Origin of the sequence: Enterococcus sp. 5B3_DIV0040, assembly GCF_002140755.1 — a bacterium.
Taxonomy (GTDB): domain Bacteria; phylum Bacillota; class Bacilli; order Lactobacillales; family Enterococcaceae; genus Enterococcus_D; species Enterococcus_D casseliflavus.
Window position 1 is genome coordinate 248,266 of record NZ_NGLC01000003.1, and the last position, 23,935, is coordinate 272,200.

The 23,935-nt window shown below is 32.9% G+C and carries 21 protein-coding genes and 3 pseudogenes; 18 read left to right on the forward strand and 6 right to left on the reverse strand.

What is annotated here, in order from left to right; genetic code table 11:
• Nucleotides 1-128 precede the first annotated feature (128 nt).
• The 3 genes from A5883_RS18440 (at nt 129) to A5883_RS18450 (ending at nt 1,503) form a co-directional block, all read left to right on the forward strand.
• A complete protein-coding gene (locus A5883_RS18440) occupies nt 129-593 on the forward strand; it encodes a hypothetical protein (RefSeq protein ID WP_086339325.1) in 465 nt (154 codons plus the stop codon).
• A 19-nt stretch (nt 594-612) separates the two neighbouring features.
• The gene (locus tag A5883_RS18445) at nt 613-927 is read left to right on the forward strand and encodes a hypothetical protein (RefSeq protein ID WP_086339326.1); all 315 of its coding nucleotides are present in this window, start codon (nt 613-615) and stop codon (nt 925-927) included.
• 243 nt (nt 928-1,170) lie between these two features.
• Complete coding sequence (locus A5883_RS18450; RefSeq protein ID WP_086339327.1) at nt 1,171-1,503, forward strand: hypothetical protein; 333 nt, start codon at nt 1,171-1,173, stop codon at nt 1,501-1,503.
• A gap of 189 nt (nt 1,504-1,692) precedes the next feature.
• Here A5883_RS18450 and A5883_RS18455 read toward each other — a convergent pair whose 3' ends face one another.
• Nucleotides 1,693-1,980, reverse strand: coding sequence for an IS110 family transposase (locus tag A5883_RS18455; RefSeq protein WP_086339328.1), 288 nt, complete (start codon nt 1,978-1,980; stop codon nt 1,693-1,695).
• A gap of 935 nt (nt 1,981-2,915) precedes the next feature.
• On the opposite strand from A5883_RS18455, the gene A5883_RS18465 reads away from it, so the two are divergent.
• On the forward strand, nt 2,916-3,167 hold the full coding sequence (locus tag A5883_RS18465; RefSeq protein WP_086339329.1) for a hypothetical protein: 252 nt from the start codon (nt 2,916-2,918) through the stop codon (nt 3,165-3,167).
• Nucleotides 3,168-3,241: 74 nt separating this feature from the next.
• On the forward strand, nt 3,242-4,216 hold the full coding sequence (bsh, locus tag A5883_RS18470) for a choloylglycine hydrolase (protein WP_086339330.1): 975 nt from the start codon (nt 3,242-3,244) through the stop codon (nt 4,214-4,216).
• Between the two features lie 1,067 nt (nt 4,217-5,283).
• Here bsh and A5883_RS18480 read toward each other — a convergent pair.
• Nucleotides 5,284-6,102, reverse strand: a pseudogene (locus A5883_RS18480) (IS256 family transposase); the annotation flags it as partial.
• Nucleotides 6,103-6,131: 29 nt separating this feature from the next.
• Here A5883_RS18480 and A5883_RS18485 point away from each other — a divergent pair.
• Complete coding sequence (locus A5883_RS18485) at nt 6,132-6,656, forward strand: hypothetical protein (protein WP_254907910.1); 525 nt, start codon at nt 6,132-6,134, stop codon at nt 6,654-6,656.
• Nucleotides 6,657-7,688: 1,032 nt separating this feature from the next.
• On the opposite strand, the gene A5883_RS18490 is transcribed toward A5883_RS18485, so the two are convergent.
• Together A5883_RS18490 and A5883_RS18500 are read right to left on the reverse strand one after the other, a co-directional pair.
• Nucleotides 7,689-7,796, reverse strand: a complete 108-nt coding sequence (locus A5883_RS18490; RefSeq protein WP_254907911.1) for a putative holin-like toxin — start codon at nt 7,794-7,796, stop codon at nt 7,689-7,691.
• Between the two features lie 1,501 nt (nt 7,797-9,297).
• Nucleotides 9,298-9,471: a putative holin-like toxin gene (locus A5883_RS18500; RefSeq protein ID WP_254907912.1), complete on the reverse strand. Its 174-nt coding sequence runs from the start codon at nt 9,469-9,471 to the stop codon at nt 9,298-9,300.
• 1,289 nt (nt 9,472-10,760) lie between these two features.
• Here A5883_RS18500 and A5883_RS18515 point away from each other — a divergent pair.
• Complete coding sequence (locus tag A5883_RS18515) at nt 10,761-11,207, forward strand: antirestriction protein ArdA (RefSeq protein WP_086339336.1); 447 nt, start codon at nt 10,761-10,763, stop codon at nt 11,205-11,207.
• Between the two features lie 73 nt (nt 11,208-11,280).
• Nucleotides 11,281-11,586, forward strand: a pseudogene (gene ssb / locus A5883_RS18520) (single-stranded DNA-binding protein); the annotation flags it as partial.
• 255 nt (nt 11,587-11,841) lie between these two features.
• On the opposite strand, the gene A5883_RS18525 reads toward ssb, so the two are convergent.
• Nucleotides 11,842-12,105 (reverse strand): hypothetical protein, encoded by a 264-nt coding sequence (locus A5883_RS18525; protein WP_086339338.1) that lies wholly within the window; start codon nt 12,103-12,105, stop codon nt 11,842-11,844.
• A 1,379-nt stretch (nt 12,106-13,484) separates the two neighbouring features.
• On the opposite strand from A5883_RS18525, the gene A5883_RS18530 reads away from it, so the two are divergent.
• The 6 genes and pseudogenes from A5883_RS18530 to A5883_RS19845 form a co-directional block, all read left to right on the forward strand.
• A complete protein-coding gene (locus A5883_RS18530) occupies nt 13,485-14,075 on the forward strand; it encodes an SIS domain-containing protein (RefSeq protein WP_086339339.1) in 591 nt (196 codons plus the stop codon).
• Nucleotides 14,076-14,519: 444 nt separating this feature from the next.
• Nucleotides 14,520-15,836, forward strand: coding sequence for an ABC transporter substrate-binding protein (locus A5883_RS18535; protein ID WP_086339340.1), 1,317 nt, complete (start codon nt 14,520-14,522; stop codon nt 15,834-15,836).
• A 105-nt stretch (nt 15,837-15,941) separates the two neighbouring features.
• A complete protein-coding gene (locus tag A5883_RS18540; RefSeq protein WP_086339341.1) occupies nt 15,942-16,829 on the forward strand; it encodes a carbohydrate ABC transporter permease in 888 nt (295 codons plus the stop codon).
• 7 nt (nt 16,830-16,836) lie between these two features.
• Entirely contained in the window at nt 16,837-17,670 is an 834-nt protein-coding gene (locus tag A5883_RS18545; RefSeq protein ID WP_086339342.1) for a carbohydrate ABC transporter permease, read from the forward strand.
• A gap of 165 nt (nt 17,671-17,835) precedes the next feature.
• Entirely contained in the window at nt 17,836-18,474 is a 639-nt protein-coding gene (locus A5883_RS19775; protein WP_369596888.1) for a YesL family protein, read from the forward strand.
• Nucleotides 18,475-18,869: 395 nt separating this feature from the next.
• Nucleotides 18,870-19,000, forward strand: a pseudogene (locus tag A5883_RS19845) (tyrosine-type recombinase/integrase); the annotation flags it as partial.
• A 167-nt stretch (nt 19,001-19,167) separates the two neighbouring features.
• On the opposite strand, the gene A5883_RS18555 reads toward A5883_RS19845, so the two are convergent.
• The gene (locus A5883_RS18555) at nt 19,168-19,350 is read right to left on the reverse strand and encodes a hypothetical protein (RefSeq protein WP_086339344.1); all 183 of its coding nucleotides are present in this window, start codon (nt 19,348-19,350) and stop codon (nt 19,168-19,170) included.
• A gap of 1,132 nt (nt 19,351-20,482) precedes the next feature.
• Here A5883_RS18555 and A5883_RS18560 point away from each other — a divergent pair.
• The 4 genes from A5883_RS18560 to A5883_RS18575 are packed head-to-tail and all read left to right on the forward strand — an operon-like array spanning nt 20,483 to nt 23,926.
• The gene (locus A5883_RS18560) at nt 20,483-21,448 is read left to right on the forward strand and encodes an acetylxylan esterase (RefSeq protein ID WP_086339345.1); all 966 of its coding nucleotides are present in this window, start codon (nt 20,483-20,485) and stop codon (nt 21,446-21,448) included.
• 4 nt (nt 21,449-21,452) lie between these two features.
• Entirely contained in the window at nt 21,453-22,154 is a 702-nt protein-coding gene (locus tag A5883_RS18565) for an N-acetylmannosamine-6-phosphate 2-epimerase (RefSeq protein ID WP_086339346.1), read from the forward strand.
• A 37-nt stretch (nt 22,155-22,191) separates the two neighbouring features.
• Entirely contained in the window at nt 22,192-23,073 is an 882-nt protein-coding gene (locus A5883_RS18570) for a carbohydrate ABC transporter permease (protein ID WP_254907918.1), read from the forward strand.
• A gap of 10 nt (nt 23,074-23,083) precedes the next feature.
• The gene (locus A5883_RS18575; RefSeq protein ID WP_254907913.1) at nt 23,084-23,926 is read left to right on the forward strand and encodes a carbohydrate ABC transporter permease; all 843 of its coding nucleotides are present in this window, start codon (nt 23,084-23,086) and stop codon (nt 23,924-23,926) included.
• Nucleotides 23,927-23,935: the final 9 nt, after the last annotated feature.

Consider the following 23,935-nt stretch of genomic DNA (forward strand, 5'->3'; position numbering starts at 1 on the left):
AGGGGATGGAAAAAAGATCTTTCAATCTTGAAAAAAAGTATTGTAAAGAGGAATTGGGACTATGTACAATACGAGTATAAAAGAAATCGTTTTAAAAGACAATCTTTTTTATGTGAGGAGGAGTACATGTGAAAAAAGTTTTTATTGTTGTAATTGTTGGATTGACAATCTTAGGGAGCTGCTTATTCTTAGGCAATCTTTTTTTTCAAAAGGAAAGAGATAAAGCGACAACTATAAGCACTACAGAAGAACTAAAAGCAGAACTAAAAGCAGAACTTTTTCTAGAAACAGAGATTTTAGACTCAAATCAAGAAAGTCAACAAGAAACAACCATCAACGAGTTCTATCGTGGGAAGTTAGAGTTCCAGCAGGCAGATCCAGCAAAATCGTATGTGGTGACAATTCGTTTGGTGGATAAAGAAGGACATGAGTTTTTGGGACCAGATCAAAAAAACTTAACACTTGAAAAAGAAGTGGTTCTAGGGAAAGAACAAGGGATCATTTTTATTGTGGTAAAGGGAAACAAACCAATGTTGGCACATATTCAGAAATTAAACGATGTGCAAGTTTCAGCATCACTAAAAGAAAAATAGGAGAAGTGGGAAGTTTCTAATGGAAAATGTAGGGAATCAAACGATGTATTCTTACAAAATCTCCATTAGCAAGGTCGTATTAAGAGAAAAATATGATTCATTTATAAAAAACTTTTATGACATTCGTTATTTTGGTAAATTAGGGATAAATAAAAAGTTTTTGCAAGGGAGAAAAAAGTATGAGAAAAAACAAGAACAATATGATCCGAAACCAAGAAATGAGTTTGAAAAACGATTGTTTCGGTATTTTGAACGAGTGGATTCTTTAGAAAAGAGGAGAAAAAATAAGTTAAAAACAAAGGAACAAGGCGGTAAGAAGGAAGAAAACAGATGACTAAATCGGTAGCGGTTTAGTCATTATTTGTTTTACAGGTGAAAAAGAAAAAACGACTACTTTAAAAAAGTAGCCGCTGGGTTGGCAAGTAGTGGATTTGTGGGTTCTGTATTATTGGGATTGCCAACCTAAGAGAAGCATACCAAAAAATCAAAATTAGGAAAAGTAGAAATTGAAATGATTTCTGCTTGCCGTTTTTTGAGAATAACTTGTCTAAAAGAAAAATACGAGAGGGTGAAAGAGATGACGCACGTAGCTAAAGAAACAAAGAAAGATCGATTAAAAATTGACTTATTGCGTTATCTTTGTCAGAAACAACCAGAGTTGCTTATTATTGAATTATCTGAGCTGATTGAAGCACCGATAGAGAAGACATTTATTTGGATCAAAGCGTATGATTTACCGTATCATTGGAAATATAAACATGGAAGGAATGGGAAGCAGATGTCGAGAGAAGAAAAAATCATGTGCATTCTTCAGAATAGTGGATTGACGTATGAAAAACTAGAGGGGCTGTCCACCGAGCAATTGGATAATCTAATACAAACATACGAGGAACATAAAAATTGCTTATAAAATAAATTATATATGGAAAAAAGAAGAAAAAACAGTCTGTTTTTTCTTATAAATCTATGCTAGTGAATGTTGTTACGAGGCGGGGGAAGTAGTGTGAAAACAAAATCACTCAATATCGAAGGCAAACCTAGAAATAAAGTACATGACAAATAAACGTCAAAAACTATAGGTCTGACAAAAAGAAAATTTTTAAGTAGAAACGGTTAGATCTTTTCTAACAAAATCGTCTGGTAATACCTCCACAGAAATAAGTAATTTGGATGCTTGTTTCACTGCTTTATCTTTCTGCTTTTGCACAAGATTATCTGGCATATCAATCTTATACAAATCAGTGGGATTCCAAGCCTTACCAGTTGAAAGCATATGGTAAATTGCAGTAAGCATCATACGGGCAATGATGACACGTTTCTTACATCTTCTTTTGGCGATGCGCTCGTATTTTAAACGATAATAAGGATTTTCGTCTTGATGCGACATTCATGCGCGTAAAAGAAGATCCCATGAAAAATGGTCAACTTAAACCTGCGTATAACCCACAGATCGCTATTTGTATTGGTTACGATGTATTTCAAAATTCAACAGACACTAAAATCCTGAAATCATTACTGGAAAGAATTAAGAGTGTACAAAAATCATCTCACTTTTTTGTCGTCGATGTAGGTTATGTTTCAGAAAGAAATTACGCTATTTAGAAGATAAGTTTCCTCAGTATATTGCAATATTGCGTTTTTTCCTTGTGGAGCGATGTTTTAAATAACAAAGCAAGAAATGACAGTAAAGTAATGAATTGAGTTTACGATTTTGAAACGGACTCTTATATCGACTCCAAAGGGAGATCTTAGAAAGATCAACGTGGAAACAGTCTTCGGATTTATGAAAGCTTGCTTGGGTTTCACTCGATACACGGACCGAGGGTTAGAGAAAGTCAGAAAACAGTCGTGCTTATCACGACAATCAATTTGATGAAATTAACAAAAAGGTACTTGAACTACCCAAGATGAATAGAAAAAACAAGGAGCATTCGAAAAATCATATGATTTTTCGAAAAATACTGCCACAATCAAACAATTGTTCAAAAGGGAAGGAGTTCTGATTCTATCTGTTTACTGATTTAGAATATTGAGATTATTGTTTTTGAAAGCTACTTTCCTTGTAATCTTTATTCGGAATGTATATTAGCGCATTTCAAATAAGATTAATAATGCAACGTTGAACAATTATCGACGGGAAGGTTGTTTTTTGTATTTATCGAGCCTAGAAACACGGAGTGGATTTCTTCACTTAGAAATAACTTTTTGGGATCACTAAATTCCCACTATAATTTTTTTATGTATTATAGAGAAGCATTTAATTTGAAAATAAATCGTTACAGAAGTATGATTAGGTTATAAAATATATAAGGGGTGTTATCTATGGTAAACTATGAAAAAAAGGAAACGCAAGCATTGGTTAAAATTGGAGAAGTTTTAACTAAGTTAGACCAAAATTTAGAAAAATTAGATTTATTGGATAATGATGAAAAGAGCCATAGCATGAAGAAGTGGATTGTTGAGAAAAAAACGATTCATGAAATCAAAAAGATTGCACATGAAGCAGGCAGATATGAAAAGTATGATCAGAGAGAATTGCAGAAAGAGATTGACGAAATGGAAAAAGGTATCTGAAGCAATTTTATCTCTTTATTGCCAAATGTTGTTAAACTAAATGAAGTATAGATGGTATTTTTAGGAGGAAAAATATGTGTACATCAATTACTTATTCAACACAAGATCATTATTTTGGAAGAAATTTTGATTATGAATTATCTTATGAAGAGGTAGTGATCGTAACTCCGAGAAATTTTAAACTAAGTTTTCGCAAGGTAAAAGATTTGGAAACTCATTATGCAATTATAGGTATAGCAGCAGGTGTAGCAGATTATCCACTTTATTATGATGCTACCAATGAAAAGGGATTAAGTATAGCTGGATTAAATTTTTCTGGGTATGCTGATTACAAAGAACCGGTTGAAGAGAAAGATAATGTTTCTCCGTTTGAATTTATTCCTTGGATTTTAGGACAGTGTGCAACAATTACAGAGGTAAAAAGATTGCTTAATCGAATCAATTTAGTTAACATTAACTTTAGTGACAATCTTCCTCTTTCACCATTACATTGGATTGTGGCTGATAAAGAGTCTTCAATAGTCGTAGAAAGTGTGAAAGATGGGCTTCATATCTATAATAATCCTGTTGGAGTATTAACGAATAATCCTTCTTTTGATTATCAATTATTTAATCTGAATAATTATCGTTCCTTATCTAAAAAAAATCTAACTAATACGTTTTCTGATGCAGTTGACTTAAAAGAATACAGTAGAGGGATGGGGGGACTAGGACTTCCCGGTGATTTATCTTCAATGTCTAGATTTGTTAAAGCGACATTTACTAAACTGAATTCTATTTCAGGGGATTCAGAATATGAAAGTATTAGTCAATTCTTTCATATTTTAGGATCTGTTGAACAACAAAAGGGTTTATGTGATGTAGGAAATGGTCAATATGAATATACAATCTATTCATCATGTTGTAATACAGATAAGGGGATTTATTATTATAGAACTTATGGAAACAACCAAATAACGGCAGTAGATATGTATAAAGAAGATTTAGATAGTAAACAATTAGTAAGGTATGCTTTGGTAGATGAGCAAAAAATTCAGTATATACAATAGTTTTTTTGAATACAAGGAAAAATAATGGAGCAATCAAGAGGGACAGTTATCGGAGTTAGTAGATTAAACTATGGAAGTCAATTAGTTAAGTTTTTTGGCAAATACCCTCTCATATTTGATTTAAAACAAATGGTAGAAAACTGTTTGAACTTACAGTTAAATAAGTCTCTCTGATTACGGAAAGTAAATGGCATATTTTCAATTTGAGAAGAGAAGATTTCTTTGCTAATTAACTGATTAAGGATCATAGATTAGTTTTGGGTACGACCGCCAGTCTCTTTGTGTTTAACTTTTTCATATGTAAATAAAGGAATTTAAGAGTGATGTGACGTAAATTAGCTAAAAAAGGAAGCACTCGAAAAGTAGACTTTTTGTCAATAAGTACTAATGAGTTGTATAAAATTTAATCTGGGTCAGAATGAACTTTATGGCTCAGATTTTTTTGGTGTTTTTTTTGATAAATCGTTTAATAGAGCACTTAAAGCGGCAGCATCTTGCTGGTGTTTTTTCTGATCTTAATTCAAGATAATAGTTTTTGGGTAGTGAGGGTTAAATTATGTTCAAGTTTTCTTGAGATATAATCAATACTAATACTTAAAAAAGAAGAAAAGATGCGTGGGTATCATGAAGCCTATGAAATGTTGTTTTCGATAATTCTAGTTTTGTTAGGAGTGTTTGTAGTTGTGCGGCTTGTCTAAATTCATGCCAATAAAAAATACATTCTTTATATCAGCTAGACGTAGTACTGTTATGTAAATATCTTGATTAATGGAAACATCACATTTTGAATAATTTGTTTAAGTTGTTCTAGATTTTAGAAGATGTTTTTGTTAGCACTCCTAAGTGTTTTGAATTAGAAAGTTGAAACAATATAGTAGCCAATATTCATTTCTTTTAACTAAATATAGAACTTATAGTTTAAATTGTTTTCACCTAGTATATATAGGGTTTGTCAACTAAACTATGGAAGTTAAATAGTTAAGAGTTTTTAACAACCAAAATTCTCTTGGCTATTTTGAAATCAGATAAATTTTGATTGGACACATGGTTGAATAAACCTACCGTTGTTACGGAAGGTAAATCGCATACTTTTTAATTCTAGAGGAGAAGGCCTCGTTGATCATTAACTGATTAAGCACCATAGCCCAGTTTTGAATTCGACCACCTGACCACTTCGCGTGTAATTCTTTCGTGCGTAAATAAAGTAGTTTTAGGAGTGTATTCTCATTAGAGAATGCTCCTTTTTTTGTGACTTTTCTGAAGCTGGAGTGAACACTTTCAACCGCATTGGTAGTGTACATAATTTTTCGAATGGCGCTACCATAATCAAATAGTTGTTCAACATGTGCAAAGTTCCGTTTCCAGACATTTACAGCACTAGAATAATGAGACTACCGATTTTGAAAACTGTCAAAAGCAGCATGTGCAGCGTTTAGAGACGAAGCACCGTAGAACTTTTTCATATCTCGGCAGACTTCCTTATAATACTTACTTGGAATATAGCGCAATGCATTTTGAACAAGATGAACAATACAGCGCTGAACAATTACCGATGAAAAGATCGCTTTTGCGTCTTTTTCAAGACCAGAAACCCCGTCCATAGAAATGAAAAAGACATCTTCGACACCACGTGCTTTCAATTCATCGAACACTTGCATCCATCGATTTTTAGATTCTGTTTGATTTAATCATAATCCTAAAATCTCCTTATTTCCTTTGAGATCGTAGCCAAGAATGGTGTATACGGCATATTCTTTGGCTTCATAATTTTCTCTTAAAGTAACATAAATACAATCAACGAATAGAAAAGCATAGCACTTGGCCAATGGACGGGCTTGTCATTCTTCCAATTCAGGAAGAACAGCGTCAGTGATGTCTGAAATCATTAAATACTATTCAATAGGAGGCAATGCACATGTTAAAAATATTAAAACTTTTTTCTGTGTTGGGTGTCTTGTTAATGGGATTTAGTGTATTCGTGAGTGCTGGAATAAGTGTGCATGCGGCTGAAGTAGCAGAAGAAAAAATCAATGAATCTCAAGAATGTTTTCAACCTGAAACGATTTATCAAGATAGCGAGGGAAATATATTTACTCGTAACGAAGTAATTGTACAAAAAGGAACTATCGATCCGAGGATTCAAATCAGGGCACCAAGTGCTTCACCAATTTCAATAGGGATTTTATGGACGTATAAGAATAAAGCGGACGGAAATAAGTTGTGTAATACTTTTAGAAAAGTTGCAATTTCTGATGGTTCATTAGGAGCAGTTGCCGGCATTGCTACAGGTGGAATAACTGCTGTTTTGGCAGCTATTACAGCAGGAATTGGTGGAACAGTGGCGAAACGATTTACGGAAGCCGCGGATAAAATAGCTGCACATCCTAATTCTGGTAAGATATATATGTATATTGATCATGTTACGTACAAAAAGTTATAGGTGAGTGCTATGTCGGTATTTATTGGGGTTTCATTGCTATTTATCTTGTTGGGGATTATGTGTGAACAATCAAAGAAAATGACTGATCAGCAAAAGCGAATCATCAATGTTGTTTTGATCCTTCTTTTTTTGTTGGAAATAGGGATTGTCATAGGAGTCTGGTTTCTATAAGTATTAGAGAATAAAGAAAGACTTCGTTTCTGTGTGAAGAGGAAGCGAAGTCTTTTCTATTCTTCTTAAAAAATGGATATTTTTGGTCCAAAATTTTCCTGAAATTTTGGCGCTGGTACAGTTTATGGTTTAGGTTATCCTAGTCAAACATTAGTGAATTGTAGACAAAAGAGCAACAGCGCTTATTGTGGCTGGCTCAATTGGATCAAGAGACTTTTGATCCAATGTGTGGGGTTCTCAAAAAAATCTAACAGAATCGATCATAAACACGGTGCCTTTTTCTGTAGGAGCAAGTAGAATGAAAGACGAAAAATTATTTTTATCTAATTTTAATATAGCTGGAAATCCCATTGATTAATTAGATAAATATTGTATGTATCATGATTTTTGTTATGGTGCTCGTGATTGGGGAAATAAGCAATGTGATATTGAATTTGTCGCTAATTTGACGACAGGATTGCGAAATAAAACGATTAAAGGTGTAAAAGCACGGGCGTTTGCGAATGCAGCTATTTTGTATTTTGCTAATAAATAATGAAGGGGGAGAATTGTTGTGTCGTTAGGTATTTAGCTCTACTTTCAATACTAATTAATTTGTCTCTTTTGGTGTTGTTTTTCATAGTGAAAAGAATAGATATTAGTATATTGCTTTATAGTATTCCTATAGGTTTATTAGGAGCGATTTTTAGTTTTTATCTTGAAAGTAGAAAAGAAAGGACCATTTTATTCTTAATAAACATATTTTTAAGTATAAATTATGTTTATGCTTTTTTGATTGTAGGTTTTTAGTTTGATAGTTACAAAAGATAACCGTGTTCTCTCTAAAGTTGACGGTTATCTTTTGTTTAATCAGCGTTACCACTAGGCGATTAATGCGATGATCAATGTTCCAAAATTGATTATTAGCCCTAACGCTTCTGAAACAGACAAAAGGAGTTTCCTTTCTCTAGATTTGCTACTTACATACATAAACATCACCTTCTGAAATAGGATTGCCACCATCATAAATCTTTTTTATCCTCAATCAGGTTTCTTCATCGCTCCAACCACCGCCGTCGCTCTTCCGGAACTCCATTTTTATCTGCATAGCATAAAATACAAAGAGAGAATCTATTATATTTATTGATATTATCGGAATTACTATATCTTGTGGTTGGTGCAAAATAAATAACCTGTTGCCAAATCGTTATATGCGAAATACATATTAATCGGCAGCAACTGACAAACGATTTTCCTGCCAATTATTCAAAAAAATGTCAGGAAATTTGTTTATCTATTGTTAGAAAATAATCAGTAAAATCATCGTCATTTTTCGTTATTTGATAGACAAATCATTTCCTTTTTTAGTGACTTATATTCAAAAACTAATTATCAAATTGAAATCATTTGATATGAAAAGCGCATGCGATTCATCGATAAATTAATTGCCTTTTGCAGAAAAACGGCAAATGAAAATTTTTACGTAATGCACAAACAATTTGATCGTCACTCGCATACATTTTGCATGTCAATCACTTGTTTTTCGTGTGTCGTTTTTTCGTTAAAAAAGATGTGAATCAGATATGTTTAATTGATTATTGGATTGATTTTCGCATATAAAATGATTCAAACAAACGAGTAATTATATCGAAATGTGATGGTATATAAACTGAAAAAGATCAATAAAAAATTACTGGTTGACGATCATTTTCCACACGAATCAATTGTCAATTGTTATCCACCGATGTATTTAATTGATATTTATTTTGATTTCAATTATCGATGATTGAGATCAGTTTTGCAAAAAAATTGTTGATGAAAAGACAACTGTTGATAAAAAAATTACGAATCAAATTGACTCAATTGACACACGAAAAACAGAAAAATAAGCAAAAATCGGTTGATTTTTATACCCTTTGGTATATCCTTTCCTACATCTTTTGTTTTTTTGATGGAATGTTCCCGGCGCTTGGTATCAAAGGCTTTCTCCGCCTTGGCAATTCCTGATCACTTTCGCTCAACGCGGAGTAAAAACTCCTCTTATGACCGAAAGTGATCAGGAATTGCCAAACTTCGAAAAAAATATCAAGCGCCGGGAACAACAAAACTAGAAGAGAAGGTAGGCGCATTTTTTACTAGTGAAAGAAACAAAACAAAAGAAAAAGCTCAACCCCTGGGACTGCGCCCCAATATTCTTGGGGCTATCCAGGAAATAAATTTGTAAGAAAGGAAATCCTAAACAGATACAGAAAAAATCAAGATTTAGTTTCAGCGTTTTTTTGTGTCCTGCCACACTCCGACCACCACTACCGTTTAAGCAGGACACAAAAAAGCCGGACAAGCCGGCGGATGGTAAAACTATTTTAAGCAATTTTATCCCAAGCAATTTTATCCCAAAAGAGAGGACGATTATGGTATAATAAATGCGAAAAGAGGAACTGTCAAGCAGTCCCTCTTTGGTAGCACCGTTCAAGACGGTGGCGAGAATTACTTATAAAAAATAGTCGTACCCGCTAAAGTGACGGCTATTTTTGTTTTGTTTAATCAGCGTTACCACTAGGGCGATTAATGCGATGATCAATGTTCCAAAATTGATCATTAGCCCTAACGCTTCTGAAACAGACAAAAGGCGTTTCCTTTCTCTAGATTTGATACTTACATACATAAGCACCACCTCCTGAAATAGGATTGCCACCGTCATCAACCTTTCCTACCAAAACTATTATATCATAAAAAAAGAGACTAGAAACGTTGATTTTTCAATGTTTTTAGTCTCTTTTTTTGTCTGTTTGATTAGGTTCCTTCATCGCTCCAGCTACCACCGCCGCTCTTTCGGGAATTTGAATTTCTTTATATCCATATAAAATGTGATAATATTTTTATGAAATTATTGAATGGAGAGTTTTTTTATGGAAAAAGCTGACCGGTTTCTATATGTTTTACAGTTGGAAAATAACGCATATTATATAGGATAAACACAAAATCTAAAAAAAGGGTAGAAAAACATATGAAAGGCAAGGGAGCTGCGTGGACACGTATGAATAAACCGATAAAACTAATTGAACATAGGAAATTTGAGGATATAACTTATCAAGAAATGGAATTGTTGGAGAATATATTGACTGTAGAATATATGAAAAAATATAATTGGAAAAATGTCAGAGGTGGCTTTTTTCTGATTGTGATTCGTCTCTTATAAGAGAAAAGTTAACTAGATTTTCTAAAGATTTGCCAAAAGAAATTATAGAAAGTATATAAAGACAGTGGAGGATACCACGGTCTTTTTTGTGCGCAAGAGCATGTGTTTCAGTCGCCTAAGCGCCTGAATTGGTGTGCTTTTCCAACTGTAAATGGGATCAAGTGCTTCTGTTGTTAAAGAAGCGAAACTTCAGAAGATTTTCTAATTCATGCATCAGTCATTTGGCTAGTATAACCTAAACCATGTTCTGCCTGCTGGAAAGGGCCAGCGAAAAAATAGAAAAAATGGTGGGTTTCCATTTTTTCTATTTTTGGTCCAAAATTTTCCTAAAATTTTGGCGCTGGTACATTTTCCCCTTGGAAGCAGGCAGAACATGGTTTCGAGCCGATTATGCCAAACGACCGACGCACGAAAAGAAAATCTACTCTGAATTTTCACTTTTGATCTTTGACAACGGAATCCTTTTTTCTTGATTACACAGCTGACTATGGAAGTCACACCAATCAAGACCTTAGGGGCTTTGCCCCTAACACCCCAGCCAACTTACTCCACCGAAAAGGTAGGAGGGGGAGGCACAAATTCCAAAGGTATCAAAAAATATTTTTTTTAGGAGGAATCACCATGAACACACAAACAAAAAACACACCGTACCAAGTTGGGGACATCTTTTATAGCTCCTGGGGTTATGAATAAACCAATGTTACTTTTTGGAAAATCGTGAAACGAACCGTTAAAACCGAAGGGAAGAGATAGAAATGGAAATCAACATTTTTTTAACAAACTTAGGCAGGTATAACGAGGACCATCTAGTCGGCAATTGGTACAGCTTGCTAATGACAAAAGAAGAACGGCAACAAGCTTTCAAAGACATTGAGATAGGGTCTCCTCGTTGGGACGGTGGCGTGTATGAAGAATGGTTTATTACAGACTATGAAGCGCCCTTTACTATTGACGAGTATGACAATCTGGAGATTCTAAACGCAAAAGCCGAAGCCTTACAAGAATTTTTCGACCGGTTCTTTGAGAACAATCCCAAAGAATCGGTTAGAAGTGCCCTATATGGCGACTATCATTTTACGGCCCCTTATGTCACCTTTAACGCTTATGGGAACCTTGAAAGTCTTTCTGAATACCAAGTAAATAAGCGAATCGCAGGCCAAGCTGAGGATATCTTAGACCGGTATTTTGCGGAATCTAGATGAAAGCAGTGATTACTAAGAGGGATCTTTTCCCTCTTGGTTCAAAATAAAAAAATATTTTAAGGAGAGATTTCACATGATGAACAATACAAATTTAATTGGCAGACTAACAAAAGAACCGGATTTTCGCTACATATCAACCAGAAAGGTTGTCGCAAAATTCACGCTTGCAGTGAATCGGAATTTCACAAATACTCAAGGCGAACGAGAAGCGGATTTTATCCCTTGCGTGATCTGGAATAAAAAAGCGGAAACACTCGCAGAACATGTCACAAAAGGAAGCTTGATTGGGGTAAGTGGTCGGTTACAAACGCGTAATTATGAGGATACTGAAGGGAAACGAATGTATGTGACAGAAGTAGTCATTGAAACCTTTAGTTTATAACAGAGTGTTCTACAAGCTTTGTTGACAAAGGATATCCCTTTTGTTTTGCTATCTGTGTAGTTGCCAAACAAGCTACTTTAGTAACGACACTACGGTGTTCAGCTGCTACTTGAACATCATTAAGATGGTATCTTGCAACTTGGCTTCATCCATCTTTTGAAGAAGTAAAGTTTTCTTCTGCATGGGCAGTTATCGCACTTATAGATAATAGAATTGCTATTGGCATTATAAATGATAATTATTTTTATATACTTATACTTCTATTTTCAGTTGATCTGACGAAATTCCTTGTTTCTTCAGATCAACTGAAATACGTTTAGTCATATTAACCATTAATTGTTGCTTGAGAGTTTCTGAAAATTTATCGGCATACTCATTTATATAGATACTTAGTTGTTTGAGAAATGCGTCAGGATTTTCACTTAATTCTATTGTTTTTATTGGATAAATCATTTCATTGACAGAATCAATGACGGCTATTGTAACAACTGAGTTTAGATCAACAGTAATTTTCATATCAACGCTTCCTTATATTATTAATTGTGGGTAGTTCTTGCTGTATTGAGTTATTTTATAATCAATACATGCGTTGTGGATTAGCGTTTCCTCCAGCAGATTTTTTTGAAATAACTAGTATTAAGAGGTTCTATCAACGCCCCCTTGCTTGATTGGTAATTTGTTTGATAATGGCATTGACATTTAATTTCATATAAGGATACAAATATCTTTTAGAAGATACTAGGCTATTGTTTCAGCATCATTATGTGGTTATCAAACATTTAGCTATCATCTGATTTTAATTATAGAGTTTCTGAAAGTGGATAGTACCAGGAACAAAAACTGCTAAAAGGATGTCCTAACAATTGCTAAAAATATTGAGTGATTTGAATTCCTCATTCCATGAAGTTGGCTGCTCTCATCAAGAATTAAAATTCCTAATGAGACGTCGTTTTCGCATTACAGAAAAACGATCTCAATTAAACGATTAACCAGATAAAAGAAAGTGCGAAATAAACAATCATTTTTTATCCACTAGACTGGATTTAGAGCTATTTCAAACAATTGTATACAATATAGATAGTTAAAATCGACGAAGAAATTGATTATTTGCTGATTAAAATTAATGCGCCTATTACTTCCATTACTGGTGTAGGAAATTGGTAACTTTTTATATGGATATTCTCAAAGCGAGATTTACAGAAGCAATGGTACTTATTATTAGTTCGAAACCAACATTAGAGTTGTAAGCTAACATCAATCAAGCTAATAGTGTTTGCGATTATGGGAAACAGCATAAAAAAACGAACCTTCTACGGAGAGTGATTTACATGAAAGATGTGGATATAGAAGGTTCGAAAAAAGGCTACGGAAAACATCAATAAACGAAATTATTTAGGAATGTTCGTATTACATGAACGGGACCAACAAAGGAAGAAGTAGCCTTTTCTATTAGATTAATAGATAAAATTAAATAGTCAATATTATTTAATAAAAAAATAGGCAATCGATCACTGGTTGCCTAAATTAAGTTAAATAGGGAATCAAGAAAAAGAAAAGGAAATGTAAAGAGTCTGTGTGCAATCAATTTAAATGTTTTGTTGGCTAGATTAAGTAAACAATGACTCTGAATTATTTGAAAAGCAGGATACCTTTTCATTTATGGTTATCACTAAATATAGATGATTAGTTATATTTAGAAACGCGTTTCCGTTTTGTAAGGGATATTGAAATGTAAAACATCAGATAATATAATTATTTTGAAAACGCTTGCTAGATAGGGGCTGATATCAAATGTTAATTAAGAAAGATCTTATTCAAAAGCAACTTTAACAAGATTTTCAAAAAAATGTGGTTTTTCTGGATTTACGGAGTTTTTATATCAATATCGAGAAATAATGAGAGAGCAAAATGGAAATAGAAACAGCAGTTATAAACAATGGAATCAAGATGTTTTATCTGATTATGTAGAAATATTAAATAAGAGTTATTCTATTCTTGATGAAGCTCAATTAAAAAGAATTCAAGAGATGATTTTAACGCATCCTAGAATTTATTTTTATGGAAAAGGAAGTTCAGCACTAGCTTTGAAAGAGATGAAAACTCGATTTATGAGATTAGGAATTATGGGAGAACTTGTAGATGATGAGGATATGATTTTATGGAATAGTTTATTAGTTAATGATCAGTGTTTAATTATTGCTGCTTCAATTTCTGGAAGAACAAAGGCTGTTATTGAAGCTTTGATTACAGCTAAAAAAAAGGGGGCAAAAATAGTATTAATGACTACTAAAAATTTTGAAAAACATAATTTTTGTGATGAGTTATTGCTTTTAGCATCGACACAAAACTTATCTTATGGGAATCGAATATCTCCACAATTTCCTATTTTAGTGATGACAGATTGCTTATTTTCTTGTTTTTTTAAAGACGAAAAAAACAAGAAATATTACAACAAAACTATTATAAATAAGGAGGATTTGATTTGAGAAAAGCTGGATAAGAGAACATTTTTACCAGAACGAGGAGGAATTAACTATGTAGAAATGAACATAACGAAATAATCTATGTAATAAAGAAACGGAATTGAGGAAAATCTCCTAAAGAGATTGAAATGACAATGTGATATTGGAAGCTAGATAAGCATAGTATAGGAAAAAAATCATTTGATGATACAAAGTTAAATTTTATAGCTCATTATACCAGTTACGTATTTGTATCACCTGATTTAGTCATCCTTTATAGACTTTTGTTTAGTTTGTGCAGGCTTGGTATCAGGAAAATCTGTAAGAGACGTCTTATTTTGTAGCTAGTATCCCAACAAGAGAAAACGACATTATTGTCAACAGGTTTTAAGTCCGTAAGGACTTATGAACTTGAACTATTATTTGTGGGATAGTTTCATTTTTTATAAATATATTGAGGTGAAAATAATGAATTTAAAGAAAATTGGAAAAAGTTTAATTTTAGTAACATCTATTATTTGGCTTGGAGCTTGTGGGAATGAAAAAAAAGAGAATTCTGATAAACAGACTTCGAGTAATGCGACGGAAATTACTTGGTGGGCATTTCCAACATTTACTCAAGAAAGCTCTGATGATGGTGTAGGAACATACGAAAAGAAAATTATTGCAGCTTTCGAAAAAGAAAATCCGGATATTAAAGTTAATCTTGAAACAATTGACTTTACAGCAGGGCCAGAAAAAATTACAACAGCCATCGAAGCTGGAACAGCACCAGATATTCTCTTTGATGCTCCAGGACGTATTATTGAATATGGTAAAAATGGAAAGCTAGTTAAATTAGATGATCTTTTTACAGATGAATTTGTAAAGGATGTTAATAATGATCAAATTATAAGGGCATCTAAAGCAGATGATACAGCTTACATGTATCCAATCAGCTCTGCTCCATTTTATATGGCTTTAAACAAAAAAATGTTGCGAGATGCGGGGGTTCTTGATCTTGTAAAGGAAGGTTGGACAACATCTGATTTTGAAAAAGTAATTAAAGCATTAAAAGATAAAGGTTATAATCCAGGATCTTTTTTTGCTAACGGTCAAGGTGGAGATCAAGGGCCTCGAGCCTTCTTTGCGAATCTTTATAGTAGCACTATTACAGATGAAAATGTGACAAAATATACAACAGACACAGAAAGTTCTATTAAATCAATGGAGACTATAAAAAAATGGATTGATGAAGGTTTATTAATGAATGGTTCTCAGTATGATGGATCAGCTGATATTCAAAATTTTGCGAATGGTCAAACATCTTTTACTGTGTTGTGGTCACCTGCACAGCCTGATACACAAGCCAAGTTGCTAGAAGCAAGTGGGGTTGAATATGTTGAGGTTCCATTTCCATCAGATGATGGGACTCCGGCTCTTGAATATTTGATAAATGGATTTGCCGTCTTTAATAATAATGATGAGAAGAAAATTGAAGCTTCTAAGAAATTTATTCAGTTTATTTGTGACGATGAAACTTGGGGACCAAAAAACGTTATTCGTACAGGATCATTCCCTGTTAGAAGTTCTTTTGGCAAACTTTATGATGATGGTAGAATGGAAACAATTTCGGATTGGACTAAATACTATTCACCTTATTACAATACGATTGATGGATTTGCTGAAATGAGAACCTTGTGGTTCCCTATGGTTCAGTCTATATCCAATGGTGACGAAAAACCGGCAGCTGCATTAAAATCATTTACTGAAAAAGCAAACAATACAATCAATAAGTCTAAATAATATTTCTAAATAATATGAGTTCCTTTTCTAAATATTTTATAATTTCTTGTTAGGAAAGGAACTCTATAAGTATTCTATTTTAATGGCTAAGAAAAGAGGGGTTTTATGCGTATAAATAAACTAAAAATGCGAGAGACATTAATTTCGTATGGATTTCTAGTTCCTGTTTTGATTTTTTTTATTTGGTTTGTATTAGCACCAATGATTATGGGGTTTGTGACAAGTTTTTTTCATTACACGATGACTGATTTTAGTTTTGTTGGTATTGATAATTATATTAGAATGTTTAATGACTCTGTTTTTATGAAGTCTCTCATTAATACAATTATTATTGTTATTGGTTCAGTTCCAATTGTTGTTTTGTTTGCTTTATTTGTAGCAGCAAAAACTTATGATAAAAATGTAATTTCTAGATCATTTTATCGTGCAGTTTTTTTCCTTCCTGTTGTTACAGGGAGTGTTGCGGTAACAGTTGTTTGGAAATGGATCTATGATCCTATGTCAGGTATTTTAAATTATATTTTGAAAACAGGGGGAGTTATTGATCAAAACATTAGTTGGTTGGGTGATAAGCAATGGGCTTTATTGGCAATTATCGTTATTTTATTAACAACTTCTGTGGGGCAACCAATTATTTTGTACATTGCAGCGATGGGAAATATTGATAACTCTCTTTGTGAAGCAGCACGCGTGGATGGAGCAAATGAATTTCAAGTTTTTTGGAAAATTAAATGGCCAAGTTTATTACCAACAACCCTTTATATTGCAATTATTACGACTATCAATTCGTTTCAGTGTTTTGCTCTGATTCAATTATTAACATCAGGTGGGCCGAACTATTCAACGAGTACGTTGATGTATTATTTGTATGAAAAAGCTTTTAAGTTATCCGAATATGGTTATGCAAATACAATGGGGGTTTTCTTAGCAGTAGTAATTGCATTAGTTAGTTTTGCGCAGTTTAAGATTTTAGGTAATGATGTTGAGTATTAGGAGGAAGATGATTATGAAAAAACAAATAAGTATATCTAATATTGTAACTACCATTGTCTTAGGATTGTTGACACTCTTGTTCGTCTTTCCTTTTTATTGGATTATGACAGGAGCATTTAAAGCACAACCTGATACGATCATTATACCTCCTCAATGGTGGCCAATTGCACCAACACTTGAGAATTTTAGAGCATTAATTATCCAAAATCCTGCTATGAAATGGTTGTGGAACAGCATTTTTATTTCATTAGTAACGATGTTTTTAGTTTGTGGGACATCATCTTTAGCAGGATATGTATTGGCAAAAAAACGATTTTATGGTCAAAAGATATTGTTTTCTATTTTTATTGCAGCTATGGCTTTGCCTAAACAAGTTGTTTTAGTTCCGTTAGTACGTATTATTAATTTTATGGGGATCCATGATACCCTTTGGGCAGTTATTTTACCACTGGTTGGATGGCCTTTTGGAGTTTTTTTGATGAAACAATTTTCCGAGAATATTCCAACGGAACTTTTAGAATCAGCGAAAATAGATGGTTGTGGTGAAATTAGAACATTTATCAGCATTGCTTTTCCTATTGTGAAACCAGGGTTTGCGGCATTAGCTATATTTACTTTTATTAATACATGGAATGATTATTTTATGCAGCTGGTAATGTTGAGTTCACGAGATAATTTAACTATTTCGCTTGGTGTAGCAACTATGCAAGCTGAAATGGCAACGAACTATGGTTTAATTATGGCAGGTGCTGCAATGGCAGCAGTACCAATTGTTGCGGTATTTCTTATATTCCAAAAAGCATTTACACAAGGTATTACAATGGGAGCAGTAAAAGGTTGAGGGGATTTGAAGGTTCAATATCATAGTAATAAGAGTATAATGTTTAGCAGGATGATAATAAGATAGTTAATAAATGTATTATTAAAAAATGACTTTTGAGTAACAGTGGAATAAAATGCAAAATTTCGAAGGAGAATGAGTGTGAGCGAGAAAAGGATAGGATTAATGAAATCTATTTTTAGTCTTGATAATAAAATCGTAAAATGCTGTGCATTTTTCTATGACTTAATATTTTTGAATATTGTTTTTGTCTTGTCATGCCTTCCGTTGATTACGATAGGAGTAGCAAAAGTTAGTTTGTACAAGACATTATGGGTTTTAAGGAAAGAAAGGTCTATTCCACTATTAAAAACTTATATATATTATTTTTTAAAATTTTTCAAGCAAGGAACAATACTATGGTTAGTAGAAGCTATGATTAGTTGTTTTTGTTTACTGGATTTATTTTTGTTAAGGGAGCAAACTACGCTTCCATTTCAAATATTTAAAGTTTTTATCTATGCGATGTTAATTTTGGTTATGTTAACTTTTTTATATGCCTATCCCATTATTAGCAAGCTTCAAATGAAAATGATAAAAGTTATGAAATTAAGTTTTTTGTTTGCTAGTCTAAATTTTTACTGGTCATTTTTATTTTTGATTGTGATTTTACTAATTCTAGTTATTATGTATAGTTCTTTGTTTGGTTTTTTACTGAGTTTATCTATATTTGGAATTTTTGGTTTCACCCTATTTACTTATGTTTATCAAACTATTATAGAGTATATTTTTGAACGATATTATGTGAATAGACTGCTATTTTGATGATAAATTCGTCGAATTTCTTCTCTTCCAAAACAAGAAAAACTTTGTTCAAAGATATACAATCAATAGTTTAAATATTAACTTTTGGTCTTTGTTAACGATAAATTCATAATTGAACTGAATTCATTAAAATCAAGATCCAAAGATAGATTAGCAGATTAAACTAGCTATAATATTTTTTGGGTAGTAAGTATGTTTTTTAGGAAAAAGTTTGAATATTACCTAAAACTAATTGTTCAATTGATTGATATAGGTATTACTGGCTATCAATGTTTTCTAGCGAGTAATTGTTTTTTTGCTAGTCAAAACTGTTTAGAATGTGGATACAAAGATGTTAAGAAATCGCTTGATATTTGTAAGGGAAGTTACCATGTTTGCCATACAAATTCCAAAAAATAGATTACCTCTCAAGAAGACTTGGACATAATTCAATCTTTACTACTCAAAACTGTTATACTTGAATTAATGCCAGAAAAAAATCAACGCAAAGGCTGATGCTTTAAGTCTATTAAACGATTTGTCATAAGAATTAACACCAAACGATACAAAAAAATGATTTGAATAGTTGGTATAACAATATTTTAATTAACGTTTTGAAATTTGTGTTTACCCAGCTTTGACAACTTGCCTTAAAAAGGATATTCTCTTCGCTAGAACTAGAAAAACTCATCACGTTACCACAATACTGTTACATCAAGTTTTTTCTCTATATGGACACATTTTGCCCAATTCAGTAATCTGCCTTTGTAATTCTCGTACTTGGCGTATTTCTGGTGCATCGTCTGGTAAACGACACCAATTAGGAGTTGTGTCAATTATTGTAATGATTTTGCTGCGTAATTCTTTTTGATATGCTTTTATTTCTTTTCTATCCATCGTTTTTCACCTGAATATCTAGTAAATTAATTCTGTTTCGTTGTTTTTAGAATACTCAAAAAATAACTAGGTGTCAAAAAAACAAAAAATAAAAAATCATTTTCGTTCAGACAATGTGAGATAAACTGAAGTATCTGCTTAATTATCCACTTCCTCTAATAAATCTGATACAGTTTTAATCGTATCCAACAAAGAGATATCTTTATCATAACTAAAATGTAGTTTCTCATCATTTACTTCTGCTTTTGATAAAGAAGATTCGAAACCACCAATGAAGTTGGTTAATCCAATTAAGTTTGTACTACTTGGTATGGATTTTTCTTTTTCATCTAAAATTTAATAGATTGAATATGCGTCATTTTTTTACAGAAACAAAATAGACTAATTTCTCTATTTTTATTTTGTCTTCTATATTTGATAGATAGATTGATGTAACAAAAAGTATATTGAAGATAAAGAGCACAATTTATGAGAGTAAATTAAAAAATTAAGAACTACATATGAAGACATAAAAAAAGACGTGTGAACGAACTCGGATCTGCCGTTGGCAGCCGCTCTGTTCACACGTCTTTTTTGGGCTACTACTACAAAAAACGAATCTTTGAAGAATGGCTCGTGAGTACTTTCGTAGCAATTCTTAGAGTGATTTCTAATGAGTTCGATATTCTTGTGTTACTGACGGAAGTATTAGTGAATTACTGAAAAAGAAATATGAAATAATATCAACGTAAGTGAATAGCATGGTTATACTACAAGGTAAGGTAGTGCATAGAGTGGGTAGTTATGTAAAGTATATTGACTAGGTATATGCTCGATTGATTTGTCTAGGGCTTTGGTGTTCTTCTCAAAAATCTTTAATTTAAGAACAAAAACACATATTTATGAAGTTTCTTAATTGCATATTTTTCCGATTTTTGTTCAGTGAATAAAAATTTTTATATATCGAATTTCGGTGAGAATGAAAGGCTAGAATTTAAAGCCAACAAAAGAAATCATTAATCTGGATGGGATCGTTTACTTTTCAATGCTTTTTATACGCGAAGAAAACTATTTTCTTGGTTTTTTGCTTGATAAAATCGTTTTCTTTTGATATATTTTTTGTAAGCGATAACAAAAGAGGTGGTTTTTTTATATGATAGAAACAATGTCAAAAGAAGAAATGCAAAGCTATCAGGGAGTAAGAGAGGTTCCTGATGATTTTTACCAGTATTGGCAACAACTTATTTTGTCACTACAGTTACCAGAATTGAAGGTAGTAGAAAAAGATTTTCATATTAAGCAGATTCGATTCTTTGATTTGTATTTTAATGGTACAAATGGTTCTCAAGTTTATGCCAAAATGTTGTTACCAAATACAAATCAGAAAACGCCTGTGATTTTTCATTTCCATGGTTATCAAGGATGTAGTAGTGATTGGTCGGAATATTTTAAATTTGTGATGTGCGGTTATGGAGTGATTGCTTTGGATGTACGTGGTCAAGCAGGAAAATCTCAAGATAACGGTCAGTTTGATGGTCTTACGGTTAAGGGACATATAGTACGGGGAATGATAGCTGGACGAGAGCGATTATTTTATCAAGATATCTTTTTAGATGTTTATACCTTAATAGAGCAAGTAAGAAAACTTCCTGAAATTGATGATGAAAACATGCAAACTTTTGGAGCTTCTCAAGGTGGCGCTCTAGCTGTGGTAGGAGCTGCCCTTCATCCGCGTATTAAACAAGTTGTGACGATTTATCCTTTTCTCGCTGATTTTCCGCGAATATTGGAACTTGGGCAAATTACTGAACCTTATGATGAATTGTTCCGCTATTTTAAGTTTCAAGACCCTTTTTATCGAACTAAAGAGCAGATTTTTAAAGCATTGGACTATATAGATATTAAGAATTTTGCTCATATGATTAAAGGGAAAGTCAAACTGCTTACAGGAATACGTGATGATATTTGTCCGCCTTCTACACAATATGCTTTCTTTAATCGTGTTCAAACGAATAAGGAACATATTCTTTTACCAGAGTATGGACATGAAGCTTTAAATGTAGGCGTAAATGATCTTTGTTTTAATTGGTTAATCAATACTGAAATAGAAGGAGTGTAGAAATATGAATTATCATGAACAAGTAAAACAAGGTCTAATTGTTTCTTGCCAGGCATTGGAGAGTGAACCATTACATAGTTCATTTATTATGTCGAGAATGGCTAGGGCGGCTGCAGAATCAGGGGCAGTTGGCATCCGAGCTAATTCTGTTGTAGATATCCAAGCTATTCAAGATCAGGTAGATCTACCAGTTATTGGTTTATTAAAGAGGGTTTATCCAGACTCAGAAGTTTTTATTACTCCCACCCTAAAAGAAGTTCGTGCAATCTGCGCTACAGGAGTGGAAGTTGTGGCTATGGATGCAACGACTCGATTACGACCGTTTGGTGAAAGTTTAGAGGATATTATTACCGTGATTCGTGGAGAATATCCAGAAATTCTTTTGATGGCAGATACAGCAAGTTTAAAAGATGTTCACTATGCAGAATCTTTGGGGTTTGATTATATCGGGACGACTCTATTTGGCTATACGGAAGATACTATGGGACAAAATATCGCAGATAATGATTTTAAACATCTAAGAGACGTACTAACACAGACTTCCTTACCCGTTATTGCTGAAGGGAAAATTGATACTCCCGAAAAAGCACGTAGAGTTCTAGAACTTGGCTGTCATAGTGTTGTCTGTGGTGGTGCCATTACTCGACCACAAGAAATCACGCAACGATTTGTTAATGAAATCAAAAGAACGAAGTTATCAGCATAAAGGAGGAGTTACGGTGGAATCTACGATAGAAAAAAAGATTCAGACTAAAAAGAATTTTTGGCTACGACACAAAGAAACTTTAACAGGATACTTATTTATCGGTCCCCAGTTGATATTGTTTTTGTTATTTATTGTTTATCCTGTTTTTGAAGGGTTTAAAATGAGTCTTTTTCGTCAAACCTATACAGAAGAAATTTTTGTTGGGTTAGAAAATTATAAGGCCCTTTTTGCGGATCCGGTTTTCTTAAAGTCAGTCTTTAATACAGTTTTATTTGTAGTTGCAATTGTTTTTCTAACAATCATTTTTGGGTTATTTGTTGCCACAACTATTTATGATAAGTCTGCTAAATATATTTCTTTTATCAGAGGAAGTTTTTATTTACCGGTCATGGTATCAATGGTCGTTATGAGTATGGTTTGGAATTTTTTATTAAATCCTGCTAATGGTTTAATCAGTTATCTATTTGAACAGCTAGGTGCTGATAATGTAAACTTTTTAGGGAGTAGTACGTGGGTTATGCCAACTATTATTTTTGTAACATTTGTCGGAAATGTAGGGCAGTCAATTATTTTATATGTAGCGTCTATGATTGGAATACCAGAAGACTATTTTGAAGCGGCTCAAATTGATGGCGCTTCCAGATGGCAACGTATTACTAAAATCTTAATTCCATTGGTAAAACCAACAACGTTATATTTGACTGTAATCAATATTATTGCAGTCTTAAAGATTTTTGTCGTCATTCAGTTGTTAACAGGCGGTGGTCCAAATAATGCTTCGGTAACAATGATGTATTACCTATATCAAAATGCCTTTGTTTACAACAATACTGGTGTAGCAGCAGCAGTAGGCGTATTGATGTTTATTATAGCTTTATTACTTTCAGTACCGCAATTTAAAACTTTTGGTAAGAAGTGAGGAGGAAAAAATGAAACTGATAAGAAAGATAAAAAGCATGGAGCTTTATGATTTGATAACAAATATTATTGTGTTTTTATTAGCACTATTGAGTCTGTTTCCAATTATTTGGCTTATTACTAATTCCTTTAAGACGTCAGCTGATATCTATAAGATGCCACCAGATATTTTACCAAAATCTCTTTATCTGGGAAATTTTAAAGAATTGTTTAATAACCAACCAGCTCTACGTTGGGGGTTCAATAGTTTCTTTGTTTCCTTTATCACAACAATGCTTAGTGTAGTTCTTTCTTCAGCAGCTGCGTATGCTTTTGCCAAACTGAATTTCAAAGGGAAAAAGGTTCTATTTGCTTTATTTATTGCTTCATTGATGGTACCTAAGGAAACCTTTATTGTTCCTTTATTTAAGATTGTTGTAGCTTTCGATTGGGTAGATACTTATCAATCTTTGATAATTCCTAATCTGGCGATGTGTTTTGGTGTATTTATGTTAAAATCATTTTTTGAATCAATTCCTGATTCGCTTCGTGAATCAGCAAAGCTTGATGGTGCTAGTGAATGGACAATTTTTTGGAAGTTGATGTTACCAATTGCTAAACCAGGAATAGGTGCTTTATTTATTCTAAATTTTGTTACTTTCTGGAATGATTATCTTTGGCAGTTGTTAATGGCGCGTAGTAAAGATATGAATACTTTGACAGTTGGTGTTGCAGGATTAATGCAAGAAATTAATCCAAATATTGGTCTGAGAGTTGCTGGTGCGGCAGTAGCTGCCTTACCGATGGTTATTATCTTTATTGCTTTTCAAAAGTATTTTACAAAAGGAATCGCAGCGGGAGCTGTAAAAGAATAGAAGGAGAGA